13 protein-coding genes and 2 riboswitches are annotated in these 15415 nt (G+C 66.4%); of the genes, 12 read left to right on the top strand and 1 reads right to left on the bottom strand.

From position 1 onward, the window contains the following. The first annotated feature begins 30 nt into the window (after positions 1-30). The 12 genes from MB901379_RS12015 (at position 31) to gcvP (ending at position 13694) form a co-directional block, all read left to right on the top strand. Positions 31-1683 carry an acetolactate synthase gene (locus MB901379_RS12015; RefSeq protein ID WP_158016902.1) on the top strand — a complete coding sequence of 551 codons (1653 nt, stop codon included), beginning with the start codon at positions 31-33 and terminating at the stop codon, positions 1681-1683. A gap of 104 nt (positions 1684-1787) precedes the next feature. Further along, on the top strand, positions 1788-4124 hold the full coding sequence (secA2, locus tag MB901379_RS12020) for an accessory Sec system translocase SecA2 (protein ID WP_158016903.1): 2337 nt from the start codon (positions 1788-1790) through the stop codon (positions 4122-4124). Positions 4125-4228: 104 nt separating this feature from the next. Then, positions 4229-4858, top strand: a complete 630-nt coding sequence (locus MB901379_RS12025; protein WP_158016904.1) for a CDP-alcohol phosphatidyltransferase family protein — start codon at positions 4229-4231, stop codon at positions 4856-4858. Further along, complete coding sequence (locus tag MB901379_RS12030) at positions 4851-5771, top strand: DUF881 domain-containing protein (RefSeq protein ID WP_158016905.1); 921 nt, start codon at positions 4851-4853, stop codon at positions 5769-5771. Before MB901379_RS12025 ends, MB901379_RS12030 begins: the two co-directional genes overlap by 8 nt. Positions 5772-5832: 61 nt before the next feature. After that, on the top strand, positions 5833-6165 hold the full coding sequence (locus tag MB901379_RS12035) for a small basic family protein (RefSeq protein ID WP_085158732.1): 333 nt from the start codon (positions 5833-5835) through the stop codon (positions 6163-6165). A 133-nt stretch (positions 6166-6298) separates the two neighbouring features. Continuing rightward, a complete protein-coding gene (locus tag MB901379_RS12040) occupies positions 6299-7063 on the top strand; it encodes a DUF881 domain-containing protein (protein WP_232022116.1) in 765 nt (254 codons plus the stop codon). 55 nt (positions 7064-7118) lie between these two features. Next, on the top strand, positions 7119-7517 hold the full coding sequence (gene gcvH, locus MB901379_RS12045) for a glycine cleavage system protein GcvH (protein ID WP_158016907.1): 399 nt from the start codon (positions 7119-7121) through the stop codon (positions 7515-7517). A gap of 274 nt (positions 7518-7791) precedes the next feature. Beyond that, on the top strand, positions 7792-8268 hold the full coding sequence (gene garA / locus MB901379_RS12050; RefSeq protein WP_408632378.1) for a glycogen accumulation regulator GarA: 477 nt from the start codon (positions 7792-7794) through the stop codon (positions 8266-8268). After that, positions 8265-9020 carry a transcriptional regulator FtsR gene (gene ftsR / locus MB901379_RS12055; protein ID WP_158016909.1) on the top strand — a complete coding sequence of 252 codons (756 nt, stop codon included), beginning with the start codon at positions 8265-8267 and terminating at the stop codon, positions 9018-9020. Before garA ends, ftsR begins: the two co-directional genes overlap by 4 nt. Positions 9021-9134: 114 nt before the next feature. Further along, positions 9135-9629, top strand: coding sequence for a bifunctional nuclease family protein (locus MB901379_RS12060; RefSeq protein ID WP_158016910.1), 495 nt, complete (start codon positions 9135-9137; stop codon positions 9627-9629). Between the two features lie 287 nt (positions 9630-9916). Beyond that, positions 9917-10537, top strand: a complete 621-nt coding sequence (locus MB901379_RS12065; RefSeq protein ID WP_197717795.1) for a MerR family transcriptional regulator — start codon at positions 9917-9919, stop codon at positions 10535-10537. Between the two features lie 42 nt (positions 10538-10579). Further along, positions 10580-10678, top strand: a riboswitch (glycine riboswitch). Next, positions 10679-10804: riboswitch (glycine riboswitch) on the top strand. A 64-nt stretch (positions 10805-10868) separates the two neighbouring features. Continuing rightward, a complete protein-coding gene (gene gcvP, locus MB901379_RS12070; RefSeq protein ID WP_158016912.1) occupies positions 10869-13694 on the top strand; it encodes an aminomethyl-transferring glycine dehydrogenase in 2826 nt (941 codons plus the stop codon). 22 nt (positions 13695-13716) lie between these two features. Here the strand turns inward: gcvP and MB901379_RS12075 are convergent, their stop codons facing one another. Beyond that, entirely contained in the window at positions 13717-15282 is a 1566-nt protein-coding gene (locus tag MB901379_RS12075) for a PE family protein (protein WP_158016913.1), read from the bottom strand. Positions 15283-15415: the final 133 nt, after the last annotated feature.

Genomic DNA, 15415 nt, shown 5'->3' on the forward strand with positions numbered 1-15415 from the left:
ACCCGAAGGAGCTAGCTAGGCTTTCCGAATATGAGGGATACGAGCATCGAGGTCACCGCCGCTGCGACCATTCATGCCGGCCGGCTAATCGCCCGCAGGCTCAAGGCCAGCGGTATCGACACCGTCTTCACCCTGTCGGGCGGCCACTTGTTTTCGGTCTATGACGGCTGCCGCGAGGAAGGCATCCGGTTGATCGACACCCGCCACGAGCAGACCGCAGCCTTCGCCGCGGAAGGCTGGTCGAAGGTGACCAGGGTGCCCGGCGTGGCCGCATTGACCGCAGGTCCAGGCGTCACCAACGGGATGAGCGCGATGGCCGCCGCGCAGCAGAACCAGTCGCCCTTGGTGATCCTGGGTGGTCGGGCACCGGCATCGCGGTGGGGGATGGGCTCCCTGCAGGAGATCGACCACGTACCTTTTGTCGCGCCGCTGACCCGCTTTGCCGCCACCGCACAGTCCGCCCAGGACGCGGGCAGGCTCATTGACGAGGCGCTGCGAGCCGCGGTGAGTGCCCCGTCCGGCGTGGCTTTCATCGATTTTCCAATGGATCACGTGTTTTCGATGTCGGAAGATGACGGCCGGCCAGGCGCCCTGGCACAGCGGCCGCCCACACCGGCCCCCGACGGCCGGAATCTCCAGCGGGCGGCCGAATTGCTGTCCCAGGCCCAGCGCCCGGTCATCATGGCCGGCACCAACGTCTGGTGGGGACAGGCCGAGGACGCGCTGTTGCGGCTTGCCGAGGAGCGCCGAATCCCGGTGCTGATGAACGGAATGGCCCGTGGGGCGGTGCCCGCCGACCACCCGCTGGCGTTCTCTCGGGCCCGGTCAACAGCGCTGCGGGAAGCCGATGTCGCGCTGATCGTCGGCGTGCCCATGGATTTTCGGCTGGGATTCGGGTCCGTGTTCGGACCGCAGACGCAGCTCGTCGTGGTTGACCGTGTGCAACCCGAACGCCCGCATCCGCGGCAGCTTGCGGCCGGCCTCTACGGAGATCTGGCCGCAATCCTGGCTGCCCTGGTCGGATCGGCTGGAAACAACCAGCGGGGCTGGGTGGAAGAACTTCGGACGGCCGAGACGGCGGCGCGCGCTCTCGAGAAGGCCGAGCTGGCAGACGACCGCGTCCCGCTGCATCCGATGCGGGTGTACGCCGAACTGGCGCCGCTGCTGGACCGCGATGCCATCGTCGTTATCGACGCCGGCGATTTCGGCTCCTACGCAGGCCGAGTGATCGATAGCTATCGGCCGGGCTGTTGGTTGGACAGCGGCCCGTTCGGCTGCCTTGGTTCCGGTCCCGGCTACGCCCTGGCAGCAAAGCTGGCGCGACCCGAACGTCAGGTTGTGCTGTTGCAAGGCGACGGTGCATTCGGGTTCAGCGGGATGGAATGGGACACCCTGGTGCGGCATAACATTCCGGTGGTGTCGGTGGTCGGCAACAACGGGATCTGGGGCTTGGAGAAACATCCGATGGAGGCGCTGTACGGGTATTCGGTGGTGGCCGAGCTGCGACCGGGGACCCGCTATGACGAGGTGGCGCGGGCGTTGGGTGGCCACGGCGAGTTGGTGGCGGCTCCCGTGGAGCTTCGTCCGGCGCTGGAACGCGCCTTCGCCAGTGGTCTGCCCTCGGTGATCAACGTCCTCACCGACCCCAGCATCGCCTACCCGCGCAGATCCAACCTCGCCTGACTTGTCGGGCCCGCGCACGCGGGCATACGCACGCCGGCGGCCAACCTGTCGCAGCCGAAACACGCACGCGCTCACACCCTGCCGGGGTCGCGTACCGTTGGGCTGTGCCCAAGACCACCCGCGCTCAGGCCAGCCGCCTGAGCGGCCGATTCTGGCGGCTGCTCGGCGCCAGTACGGAAAAGAACCAAAACCGGTCCCTGGCTCAGGTGACCGCTTCAGCGGACTACGACGGCGAAGCCGCCGACCTTAGTGACGAAAAGTTGCGTAAGGCGGCGGGACTGCTCAACCTCGACGATCTAGCAGACTCGGCCGACATTCCGCAGTTCCTCGCGATCGCCCGAGAGGCAGCCGAGCGCACCACCGAGCTGCGGCCGTTTGACGTGCAGCTGCTCGGTGCGCTGCGCATGCTCGCCGGTGATGTGATCGAGATGGCAACCGGCGAGGGCAAGACCCTCGCCGGCGCGATCGCCGCCGCCGGGTATGCGCTGGCCGGACGGCATGTCCACGTGGTGACCATCAACGACTACCTGGCCCGCCGCGACGCGGAATGGATGGCCCCGCTGTTGGAAGCGATGGGCCTCACGGTGGGCTGGATAACCGGGGAGTCGACCAGCGAAGCCCGCAGGGCGGCCTATGACAGCGACGTCACCTACGCCTCGGTAAACGAAATCGGCTTCGACGTGCTGCGCGATCAATTGGTGACCGACGTCGACGACTTGGTGTCGCCCAATCCGGATGTTGCGCTCATCGATGAAGCCGACTCCGTCCTGGTCGACGAGGCGTTGGTGCCGCTGGTGCTGGCCGGAACCACCCACCGCGAGACACCGCGGCTCGAGATCATCAAACTGGTCGGTGAATTGGTCAGCGACAAGGACGCCGACGAGTTCTTCGCCACCGACGCCGACAGCCGCAATGTCCATCTGACCGAGGCGGGAGCACGCAAAGTCGAAAAGGCGCTGGGCGGCATTGACCTGTACTCGGAGGAACACGTCGGTACCACGCTCACCGAGGTCAACGTCGCCCTGCATGCGCATGTGCTGCTGCAGCGCGATGTGCACTACATCGTCCGCGACGACGCGGTCCATCTGATCAACTCATCGCGCGGGCGCATCGCGCAGCTGCAGCGCTGGCCGGACGGGCTGCAGGCCGCCGTGGAGGCCAAGGAAGGCATCGAGACCACCGAGACCGGCGAGGTGCTCGACACCATTACCGTGCAGGCGCTGATCAACCGCTACGCGACCGTATGTGGCATGACGGGTACCGCGCTGGCCGCCGGCGAGCAGCTACGCCAGTTCTACAAGCTCGGTGTCTCGCCGATACCCCCGAATACTCCCAACATTCGTGAGGACCAATCCGACCGGGTGTACATCACGGCCGCGGCCAAAAATGACGCGATCGTCGACCACATCGCCGAGGTGCACGAGACTGGCCAGCCGGTGTTGGTCGGCACTCGCGACGTTGCCGAGTCCGAGGAGTTGCACGAGCGACTGCTGCGCCGCAACATTCCCGCGGTGGTGCTCAACGCCAAAAACGATGCCGAAGAGGCCGGCGTGATCGCCGAGGCCGGCAAGTTCGACGCCGTCACGGTGTCAACCCAGATGGCTGGGCGCGGCACCGATATCCGGCTGGGTGGTTCCGACGAGGCCGACCACGATCGGGTCGCCGAGCTGGGCGGCCTCCACGTGGTCGGCACCGGTCGCCATCACACCGAGCGCTTGGACAACCAATTGCGCGGGCGGGCGGGCCGCCAGGGGGATCCAGGTTCGTCGGTTTTCTTTTCCAGTTGGGAAGACGATGTGGTGGCGGCCAACCTCGACCAGAACAAGCTGCCCACCGAAACCGACGAGGACGGCCGGATTGTCAGCCCGAAGGCCGCCGGGCTGCTCGACCACGCCCAGCGCGTCGCCGAGGGCCGGATGTTGGACGTGCACGCAAACACTTGGCGGTACAACCAGTTGATCGCTCAGCAACGTGCCATCATCGTCGACCGACGAGACGCCTTGTTGCGTACCCCAACCGCGCGTGCGGAACTCGCCGAACTGGCACCGCAGCGGTACAAGGAGTTGTCCGAGGAACTATCCGAGGATCGTCTGGAGAAAATCTGCCGGCTGATCATGCTGTATCACCTCGACCGTGGCTGGGCCGATCACCTGGCGTATCTGGCCGACATCCGCGAGAGCATCCACTTGCGGGCGCTGGGTCGGCAGAACCCGCTCGATGAGTTCCACCGGATGGCGGTAGACGCGTTCGCCTCGCTGGCCGCCGATGCGATCGAGGCGGCTCAGCAGACCTTCGAAACCGCGAACGTCCTCGAAGACGAGCCGGGACTGGATTTGTCCAAACTGGCCCGGCCCACCTCGACGTGGACCTACATGGTCAACGACAACCCGCTGTCGGATGACACCCTGTCCACGCTGAGCCTGCCCGGCGTTTTCCGCTGAGCCGGCCCGATCGTCCGCTGCGCTCTTCGCCGGAGGGCGGCCGGAAGGACCCCGCACCGGTCTGTTTACCGGACCGTATCGTCGCCGGGCTAAGGTCACCGCTCATGGAGCCGGTGGTCGCACAGAATCGGGTACTGACGGTGCCCAACGCGCTGAGCGTCATCCGCCTGGGGCTGATCCCGGTGTTCGTCTACGTGATGCTGGTCGCTCATGCGAATGGTTGGGCGGTGGCGATCTTGGTGTTCAGCGGGGTGTCCGACTGGGCCGACGGCAAGATCGCGCGGCTGCTCAACCAGTCGTCACGGTTAGGCGTACTGCTGGACCCAGCCGTCGATCGGCTCTACATGATCACCGTGCCTATCGTGTTGGGGCTGAGCGGCATCGTGCCGTGGTGGTTCGTGGTGACATTGCTGGCCCGCGACGCCGCGCTGGCCCTGACCTTGCCGCTGCTGTGGAGCCGCGGGCTATCGGCGCTTCCAGTCACCTACGTCGGCAAAGCGGCGACGTTTGCACTGATGGTCGGGTTCCCGGTGCTGTTGTTGGGGCAGTGGAATTCATTGTGGAGCCACGTACTCGAGGCCTGCGGTTGGGCATTTCTGATCTGGGGCATGTACGCATATCTGTGGGCATTTGTGCTGTATGTGGTGCAGATGACGATGGTGGTGCGTCGCATGCCCAAGCTCAAACACCGCACTGAGCAGCCGGTCGCCGGTAGAGCGGGTGACCGTGGCTGAGTCAGGCCGGCTGCTCGGTGGTTATGACCCCGACGCCGGATACCGCGCCCACGCCCCACGGCCCGAACGCATTCCGGTGCCGTCGCTGTTGCGTGCGCTGCTATCGGAACATCTCGATCCCGGATACGCTGCGGCCGCCGCCAGGCGTGCTCAAACCGCAGAGCCCCGGGGTGGCCGAGCTCGCGCGTTCGGGTGGCTGTGGCAAGCGTTGGCCGCGACCCTGGTCGCGGCGGTATTCGCGGCCGCGGTCGCGCAGGCCCGCTCGGTAGCCCCCGGCGTGCATGCCGCCCAGCAGCTGCTCACCACGAGCGTGCGTTCCACGCAGGCCGCCGCGGCCAAGTTGGCGCGACAACGCACCGCGCTGTCGGCCCAAGTCGACGACGTCCGGCGGCTCGCGCTTGCCGACGACGCCGAAGGCCAGCGGCTGCTGACGGGTCTCGACGCACTCAGCTTGGCGGGCGCCAGCACCCCGGTCATCGGGCCGGGGTTGACCGTTACCGTCACTGACCCGGGTGTGAGCCCCAACCTTTCCGACGCGTCCAAGCAGCGAGTCAGCGGCAGCCAACAAATCATTCTCGACCGAGACCTGCAGCTCGTGGTCAACTCGTTGTGGGCCAGCGGCGCGGAGGCGATTTCGGTCGATGACTCCCGGATCGGACCCAATGTGACCATCCGGCAGGCGGGGGGAGCGATCCTTGTGGACAACAATCCGATCAGCAGCCCTTATACAATCCTCGCGGTCGGACCGCCACACGCGATGCAAGACGTCTTCGACCGAAGCCCAGGTATGCGTCGTCTCAAGCTGTTGGAGATCTCCTATGGTGTGGGCGTCCGGGTAGACGTTGGCGACGGTCTGGCGCTGCCGGCGGGATCGAACCGAGATGTCAAGTTCGCCAAACAGATTGGGCCCTAGTGAGCGAAGTGCTGCTGAGAGTTCTCCCGATGGGAACGACGCAGATCGGAATCCGGAAAGCATGATCGGTATCGCGGCCCTTGCCGTGGGGATTGTGCTCGGCTTGGTCTTTCACCCCAGCGTGCCCGAGGTCATCCAGCCGTACCTGCCGATCGCGGTGGTTGCCGCGCTTGATGCCGTGTTCGGCGGGTTGCGCGCCTACCTCGAGCGGATCTTCGACCCCAAGGTCTTTGTGGTGTCATTCGTGTTCAACGTGTTGGTGGCGGCGCTGATCGTCTACGTCGGCGACCAATTGGGCGTTGGTACGCAGTTGTCCACGGCGATCATCGTTGTGCTGGGCATACGCATCTTCGGCAATACGGCGGCGCTGCGGCGCCGGCTGTTCGGGGCATGACGGAGACGAGGTCAGGGTGAACCAGGGCCATTTCGATGGCGTCAACGACGAAAACGATGGCGCGCCAACCGAGCACGGGCGCTCCAAGGCCGAGCCCAAGACTCCCGAGCCGACGGGTCGAGGTCGCCACGAGCTGCCCGCCGATCATCCCCGCCCCAGGGTCGGGCGCCTGCGACAACGGGGGGTATCCACGTCGGTGCGAGGTGGTCGGTCCCGGGTGCTGTTCGGGACGCTGGCGATCTTGCTATGCCTGGTTTTGGGGGTCGCCATTGTGACCCAGGTTCGCCAGACCGAGTCCGGCGATTCGCTGGAAACGGCGCGTCCCGCCGACCTGTTGGTGCTGCTGGATTCGTTGCGGCAACGCGAGGCCACGCTCAACACCGAAGTGGCCGACCTACAAAACACCCTGAACGCGTTGCAGGCGTCCGGGAATAACGATCAGGCCGCTATCGAAAGCGCCCAGGCCAGATTGGCCGCATTGTCCATCCTGGTCGGTGCCGTGGGTGCCACCGGGCCCGGTGTCATCGTGACGATCGATGACCCCGGACCAGGGGTGGCGCCCGAAGCGATGCTTGACGTGGTCAACGAGTTGCGCGCCGCCGGAGCCGAGGCGATCCAGATCAGCGATGCGCAGCAGTCGGTGCGGGTAGGAGTGGATACCTGGGTCGTCGGCAGTCCCGGCGCGCTGATCGTCGACGCCAAGTCGTTGGCTCCGCCCTATTCGATTCTGGCGATTGGTGATCCGCCGACGTTAGCTGCGGCGATGAACATTCCCGGTGGTGCCCAGGACAGCATCAAACGTGTCGGCGGCAGAATGTCGGTGCAGCAGGCGGACCGGGTAGACGTGACCGCCTTGCGGCAACCAAAACCGCACCAATACGCTCAGCCCGTTAAGTGAGAACCCCAACCGACGCCAACCGGCCTTCACCGAAACCCAACAGAACAGGATTACCGTGAGCGATATCCCACCGGATCTGCATTACACCGCCGAACACGAGTGGGTTCGCCGCACCGCAGACGATAGTCTGCGGATCGGGATTACCGACTTCGCGCAGTCGGCGATGGGCGACGTCGTGTTCGTCCAGTTGCCCGACGTCGGCGCCGAGGTGACCGCCGGGGAGGCGTTCGGCGAGGTGGAATCGACGAAATCCGTCTCGGACCTCTATGCCCCGCTGTCGGGCAAGGTGACCGCGGTCAACGGCGATCTGGAAGGCACTCCGCAGCTGGTGAACTCGGATCCGTACGGGGCCGGCTGGCTGCTCGACCTTCAGGTCGAAAGTCCGGCCGCGCTGGAGGCGGCCCTGGCGGCGCTGCTCGACGCTGAGGCCTACCGCGGCACAGTCACCGAATGACGATTGCTAAGGTCCCTGCCAACGTTGCGTGGTTGTATTCCGACCGCGCCCCGAACGTAGAGAAGCCGACGTTTCGGGCTTACGATCCTGCAGTGGTGGGCACGTTGCCGACCGAACCCGAACTTTGCGCGGTACGGTCGAGACATCGGCGTTAGCAGGTAAGAAACGTTATTGAAGGTAGTACCGAGCTTGAAGGTAGTACAGAGACGGAAACCGGCCGACCGGCCCGGCAGACAACGCCACGGCGGCGAGTGAGGAGCAGCGGGTGACGGACATGGACGCAGCAAGAGACAGGGACCAGACTTCTGACGAAGTTACCGTGGAGACGACTTCGGTCTTCCGCGCCGACTTCCTCAACGAATTGGACGCTCCCGCACAGGCGGGTTCCGAGAGTTCGGTATCCGGGGTGGAGGGGCTTCCGGCAGGCTCGGCGTTGCTGGTTGTCAAACGGGGACCGAATGCAGGTTCACGCTTCCTGCTCGATCAGCCAATCACCTCTGCGGGCCGCCATCCCGACAGCGACATCTTCCTCGATGATGTGACCGTGAGTCGGCGCCACGCCGAATTCCGGTTGGAAGGCAACGAGTTCAGTGTCGTTGACGTGGGGAGCCTCAATGGCACCTATGTCAACCGCGAGCCGGTGGACTCGGCCGTTCTGGCAAACGGCGACGAGGTTCAGATCGGCAAGTTCCGCCTGGTCTTCTTGACCGGGCCCAGGCAGGGTGAAGATGGGGGCACCGGAGGCCAGTGAGCGCACCCGATAGCCCCGCGCTGGCCGGGATGTCGATCGGGGCGGTCTTGGACCTGCTGCGACCGGACTATCCCGACATCACGATCTCCAAGATCCGTTTCCTGGAGGCCGAGGGGCTGGTGACGCCGCAACGCGCCGCATCTGGTTACCGGAGGTTCACCGCGTACGACTGTGCGCGGCTACGCTTCATTCTCACTGCTCAGCGTGATCATTACCTACCGCTGAAGGTCATCAGGGCGCAGCTTGACGCCCTGCCTGACGGCGAGTTACCGGCCGTCGGATCTCCTTACGGCGTACCGCGATTGGTATCGCTCGCCGGTAGCGGCACTGGGACAGCAGGATCCGACGCCAGTGCTGACCCGGCGTCGGTATCGCCCACCCGCATTCGGCTCAGCCGAGAAGACCTGCTGGAACGCTCCGGAGTCGACGATGAGCTACTGACCGCTCTGGTAAAGGCGGGGGTGATCACCACCGGACCGGGCGGTTTCTTCGACGAACACGCCGTGGTAATCCTGCAATGTGCTCGGGCGCTGGCCGACTACGGCGTGGAGCCCCGGCACCTGCGTGCCTTCCGGTCGGCAGCAGACCGTCAGTCCGACCTCATCGCCCAGATCGCCGGCCCGCTCGTCAAGGCCGACAAAACCGGCGCGCGTGACCGGGCCGACGACTTGGCGCGTGAGGTCGCCGCGCTCGCCATAACTTTGCACACCTCGTTGATCAAGTCGGCAGTACGCGACGTATTGCACCGCTGAGGATTAGACTTTCTCCAATCGCTTGGTGTCGACGACTTCGGCGGCTATGCCAGCACCGTGTCGTCGCTCCAAGCGACGGTCTGACACGGCGGCATGTGCGGAGGGCGGACACAGATGGGCGAAGTACGTGTTGTCGGCATTCGCGTCGAGCAACCGCAGAACCAGCCGGTGCTGTTACTGCGCGAGGCCAACGGCGACCGGTATCTGCCAATCTGGATCGGACAGTCCGAGGCCGCAGCCATTGCGTTGGAGCAACAGGGCGTCGAGCCGCCCCGACCGTTGACGCATGATCTGATCAGGGATGTCATTGCCGCGCTCGGGCATTCACTGAAAGAAGTGCGCATCGTCGACCTTCAGGAAGGCACCTTCTACGCCGATCTGATCTTCGACCGCAACGTCAAGGTTTCGGCTCGTCCCTCCGACTCGGTGGCGATCGCGCTGCGCGTCGGGGTTCCCATCTACGTCGAGGAAGCGGTGCTGGCCCAGGCCGGTCTGCTGATTCCGGACGAGGGCGACGAAGACACCGGCAGCGCTGTCCGCGAGGACGAGGTGGAGAAGTTCAAAGAGTTCCTCGACAGCGTGTCACCCGACGATTTCAAGGCCACCTAGGCTTCGCACGGGTGCATCCCCGGCGCGGGGCCCCACCGGCATGTCGTCGGGGCCACCAACGTTACGGACAGGTCTCATCTCGCAGAATGCGACCTCGACACGCCTGCCGGATAGCGCCCGCGACGCCACCCACCGGCCATACTTTGATGGCGACTTGATGACCAACTGGCGGACCGATTTGGTCCAACAGCGTATGCTCTCAAGCACTCGGGCCTGAGCAAACGTGGTTGCAGCGGCAGCCATTGACGCAGCTAGTGACAAGAGCGCGATCGGCGAGAGGAAGCACCGTGAGCGAGCAGCCACGTCAAGAACAGCTGGATCTGGCGAGCCACGCAACCAACACAACCAACGGCGAGCCGGCGAACGCGCCGGTGCAGCCGGGGCTGTTCCCCGATGATTCGGTGCCCGACGAGCTGGTGGGCTACCGCGGGCCGAGCGCCTGTCAGATCGCCGGCATCACCTACCGTCAACTCGACTACTGGGCACGCACCTCGCTGGTTGTTCCGTCGATCCGCAGTGCGGCAGGTTCCGGAAGCCAACGGCTCTACTCGTTCAAGGACATTTTGGTTCTCAAGATCGTCAAGCGATTGCTTGACACCGGCATCTCGCTGCACAACATTCGGGTTGCCGTCGACCACTTGCGTCAACGCGGTGTGCAGGACCTGGCCAACATCACCTTGTTCTCCGACGGCACGACGGTGTACGAGTGCACATCGGCAGAGGAAGTCGTCGATCTGCTCCAGGGTGGTCAGGGCGTATTCGGTATCGCCGTCTCGGGCGCGATGCGTGAGCTGACCGGCGTCATCGCGGACTTCCACGGTGAACGCGCTGACGGCGGCGAATCGATCGCCGCACCGGAAGACGAACTGGCATCGCGGCGCAAGCATCGCGACCGCAAGATCGGCTGAACGCGCGCGGCCCACGGCGGGCCGAGTAAACTGGACGCCGCATCACCCCGCGCGGGAGAGTGCTGTAGCCGCCAGCTACAGACGCCGAAGGAGCAAGACCTCTCCGCCAACCTCTCAGGCACCCGGGACCGCGCGAGATCATGATGCCTCTGGAAAGCGGTGGTGACCGGCAGCGGTCCTCACCCGCCGATGGGGAAAGGTGCCGGCTAGCTCCCGGCGCCGAATCTCTCAGGCGCCTGACGTACGGGTAGAGACAGAGGGAGAGGGTCCCTAGTCCTTCTGCCTTGTAGGGCCTCTAGCAGGCCACTTGGTGCCCAGTCAGGAGTTCACCGTGTCCGATAATTCCACGTTCGCAGACCGCCACATAGGCTTGGACCCCCAGGCTGTCGCGACGATGCTTGCGGTCATCGGCGTCGATACTCTCGACGACCTGGCCGCCAAGGCGGTGCCGAAGGGCATCCTGGACAAACTCGCCGACGCCGGCACCGCACCGGGCCTGGACCGACTCCCGCCGGCCGCTAGCGAGGCGGAGGCGTTGGCCGAGCTGCGTGCGCTGGCCAACGCCAACACGGTGGCCGTGTCGATGATCGGGCAGGGCTACTACGACACCATCACCCCACCGGTTCTGCTGCGGAACATCCTGGAAAACCCCGCCTGGTACACGGCGTATACGCCCTACCAGCCCGAAATCAGTCAGGGTCGGTTGGAAGCCTTACTGAATTTCCAAACCATGGTGACCGATCTCACCGGCCTAGAGATCGCGAACGCATCGATGCTCGACGAAGGCACCGCCGCAGCTGAGGCCATGACCCTGATGCAGCGCGCAACCCGCGGCCCGGCAAAGCGGCTGGCCGTTGACGTCGACGTGTTTGAGCAAACCGCGGTGGTGTTGGCCACCCGCGCGAAGCCGTTGGGTATCGAGATCGTCACCGCCGATCTGCGGGATGGGCTGCCCGAGGGTGAATTTTTCGGCGTCATCGCCCAGCTGCCCGGAGCCAGCGGCCGGCTCACCGACTGGACCCAGCTGGTGGAGCAGGCCCACGACCGCGGCGCGCTGGTGGCCATCGGCGCCGACCTGTTGGCCCTGACCCTGGTTGCGCCGCCGGGGGAGATTGGCGCCGATGTCGCATTCGGTACCACCCAGCGTTTCGGTGTCCCAATGGGTTTCGGCGGCCCGCACGCCGGCTATCTGTCCGTGCACGCCAAGCACGCCCGTCAGCTACCCGGACGACTGGTCGGTGTGTCGGTCGACAGCGACGGCAATTCGGCCTACCGGCTAGCGCTGCAGACCCGTGAGCAACATATCCGTCGGGACAAGGCAACCAGCAATATTTGCACCGCCCAGGTGCTGCTTGCGGTAATGGCCGCAATGTATGCCAGCTATCACGGCGCCGATGGGCTGGTCGGCATTGCACGACGAGTGCATGGTCATGCCGAGACCATCGCCGGCGCGCTGGGCGACGCGGTGGTGCATGACAGGTTTTTCGATACCGTGCTGGCGCGGGTGCCGGGGCGTGCCGACGAGGTGTTGGCGGCGGCCAAGGCCAGTGGCGTCAACGTGTGGCGAGTCGATGCCGACCATGTGTCGGTGGCCTGCGACGAGGTCACCACCGACACCCAGGTGGCCATTGTGCTGGATGCCTTCGGGGTGTCGGCCGCCGCACCGGCCAGCGCCGACATCGCCACGCGCACTTCGGAGTTCTTGACCCATCCTGCGTTCACCCAGTACCGCACCGAGACATCGATGATGCGGTACCTGCGCGCGCTGGCGGACAAAGATATTGCGTTGGACCGCAGCATGATTCCGCTCGGTTCGTGCACCATGAAGCTCAACGCCGCTACCGAGATGGAGTCAATCACCTGGCCGGAATTCGGACGCCAGCATCCGTTCGCGCCGGCATCGGATACGCCGGGGCTGCGGCGGCTCATCGCCGACCTGGAAAGCTGGTTGACGGCCATTACCGGCTACGACGCGGTCTCGCTGCAGCCCAACGCGGGTTCGCAGGGCGAATACGCCGGGCTGTTGGCGATTCACGAGTACCACGCCAGCAGGGGAGAGCCGCAACGCGACATCTGCCTGATCCCGTCCAGCGCGCACGGCACCAACGCGGCTTCGGCCGCGCTGGCCGGGATGCGGGTGGTCGTGGTGGGTTGTCATGACAACGGCGACGTCGATCTCCATGATCTGCGCGCCAAGATCAGCGACCACGCCGATCGGCTGTCGGCGTTGATGATCACCTACCCGTCCACGCACGGCGTGTACGAGCACGACATCGCCGAGATCTGCGCGGCCGTGCACGATGCCGGCGGCCAGGTGTACGTGGACGGCGCCAACCTCAACGCGCTGGTCGGCCTGGCCCGGCCCGGCAAGTTCGGCGGCGATGTGAGTCACCTGAACCTGCACAAGACCTTCTGCATCCCACACGGCGGCGGCGGTCCGGGAGTGGGGCCGGTGGCGGTGCGTTCCCATCTGTCTCAGTTTCTGCCGGGCCATCCGTTCGCCCCGGAGCTGCCACAGGGGTATCCGGTGGCGTCGGCGCCCTACGGGTCGGCGTCGATTTTGCCTATCACGTGGGCCTACATCCGGATGATGGGCGCCGACGGCCTGCGGACGGCGTCGCAGACCGCGATCACGTCGGCCAACTACATTGCCCGGCGGCTCGACGAATACTTCCCGGTGCTGTACACCGGCGAGAACGGCATGGTCGCTCACGAATGCATCCTGGACCTGCGCGGCATCACCAAGTCCACCGGCGTGACCGTCGACGATGTCGCGAAACGGTTGGCAGACTACGGCTTTCACGCTCCGACCATGAGTTTTCCGGTGGCCGGCACGCTCATGGTGGAGCCGACCGAGAGCGAAAGTCTCGCCGAAGTCGACGCATTCTGCGACGCGATGATCAGCATCCGCCGCGAAATCGACCGGGTGGGATCCGGGCAGTGGCCAGCCGACGACAATCCACTGCGCGGTGCGCCGCACACCGCCGAGTCGCTGTTGGTCGCCGACTGGGATCACCCGTACACCCGCGAAGAGGCCGCCTACCCGCTCGGTGCTGCGTTCCGGCCCAAGGTCTGGCCGGCGACGCGCCGTATCGACGGGGCCTACGGTGACCGCAACTTGATCTGCTCGTGCCCGCCGGTGGAGGCGTTCGCCTAACGGCAAACCGTAGCGGGGCCGGCTAGGCCCCGTCAGTCCCGGGCGCGCCGGCCACCGTCCCGCCGTTGCCGCCGCTGCCCCCGGCCCCGTTAACGCCGCCGCGCCCGCCATTGCCGCCGTTGCCGATCAACTGTGCGTCACCGCCGTTACCGCCGTTGCCGAAGTTCCGGCTGCTCCCGGACTCGCCCGCATCACCGCCGGCGCCGCCGTTGCCGAACAGCGCGGCGTCCCCGCCATTGCCACCGTTGCCACCGTTGCCGAGTCCGCCCCCGGCCGCTCCGCCGGCCCCACCGGCGCCGCCGTTGCCCAACAGCTTGGCGCCGTGGCCGCCATCCCCGCCAGTCCCACCGGTGCCGCCGCCAGGGGAGGACCCACCGACGCCGCCCGCGCCACCGCTACCGATGAGGCCCACGGCATCACCGCCGTGACCGGCGGCCGATATGGTCGCGCCGCCGCCCGCGCCACCGTCGCCGATCAGCGTGCCGCCGGTGCCTCCGTTGCCACCGTGGCCGAGGCCCAGAGCGGTGCCGCCACCGCCACCGTTACCGACCATTCCCGCATTGCCGCCGGAACCGCCGGAACCGCCGCCGTGCATACCGAATGCACCAAGCCCGCCGGCGCCACCGTCGCCCCACAGTTGTCCGCCATGGCCGCCGGCACCACCTGCCCCACCGAACCCGCCCAGGGCCGCGGTGGGCACTACCGGCCCGCCGGCGCCCCCCGCCCCGCCCTGACCGAACCACCCGACAGCGGATCCGCCGGCCCCGCCGGCCCCACCGGCCGCGTTGGGGTCGGCGGCGCCGATCCCGCCGAACCCGCCGGCACCGCCGTCACCGTATATCCTGCCGCCGATGCCGCCGACGCCGCCGGCGCCGCCGCTGAGGCCTTCGGCGCTCCCACCGGCCCCGCCGATGCCCCCGTTGCCGAACAGCCCCGCAGCTGCGCCGCCGGCACCCCCGACCCCGCCGTTGCCTAAGGCGGCGGAGCCGACGCCACCGACTCCGCCGTTGCCGCCGTTGCCGATCAGCCACCCACCAGCGCCGCCGTTGCCGCCAACCAGTCCGTTCGACCCCGAACCGCCGGCGCCGCCGTTGCCGCCGTTGCCGATCAGCCCCGCGGCCCCGCCGGCCCCACCCGGTTGGCCGGCTAGGCCGCCGCCGCCGTTACCGCCGTTACCGAACAACAACCCGCCATCCCCGCCGGCCTGGCCCGGTGCGCCGTTGGCGCCGTCGCCGATCAACGGACGCCCGAATATCGCCATGGTTTGCCCGTTCACCCCGTCAAGCACGGTCTGCATCGGCGAGGCGTTGGCGGCTTCGGCACTGGCATAGGCCCCCGCGCCCGCGCTCATCGCTCGCACGAACTGCTCGTGAAACATCGCGGCCTGCGCGCTCAGGGCTTGATAGGCCTGAGCATGGGCACCGAACAGCGCCGCGATCGCCGCCGAGACCTCGTCGGCGCCTGCCGCCAATATCCCGGTCGTGGGAATCGCCATCGCCGCATTAGCCGCACTCATCGTCGAGCCAATGTTCGCCAAATCCGTTGCTGCCGCCGTCACCATTTCCGGCACTGTAACTACAAACGACATCACGATTCCTCTCACCCATTACGTACGAACAAAGAGTCACGCGATCCGAGCGCCAGCTACACAGCGCCAAAGACACGGTGCCAACTCAGATCCCCACCGCACCTCCCGGCCGAAGACGCAACGCCGGTAGCGC

This window comes from Mycobacterium basiliense (assembly GCF_900292015.1).
GTDB lineage: Bacteria > Actinomycetota > Actinomycetes > Mycobacteriales > Mycobacteriaceae > Mycobacterium > Mycobacterium basiliense.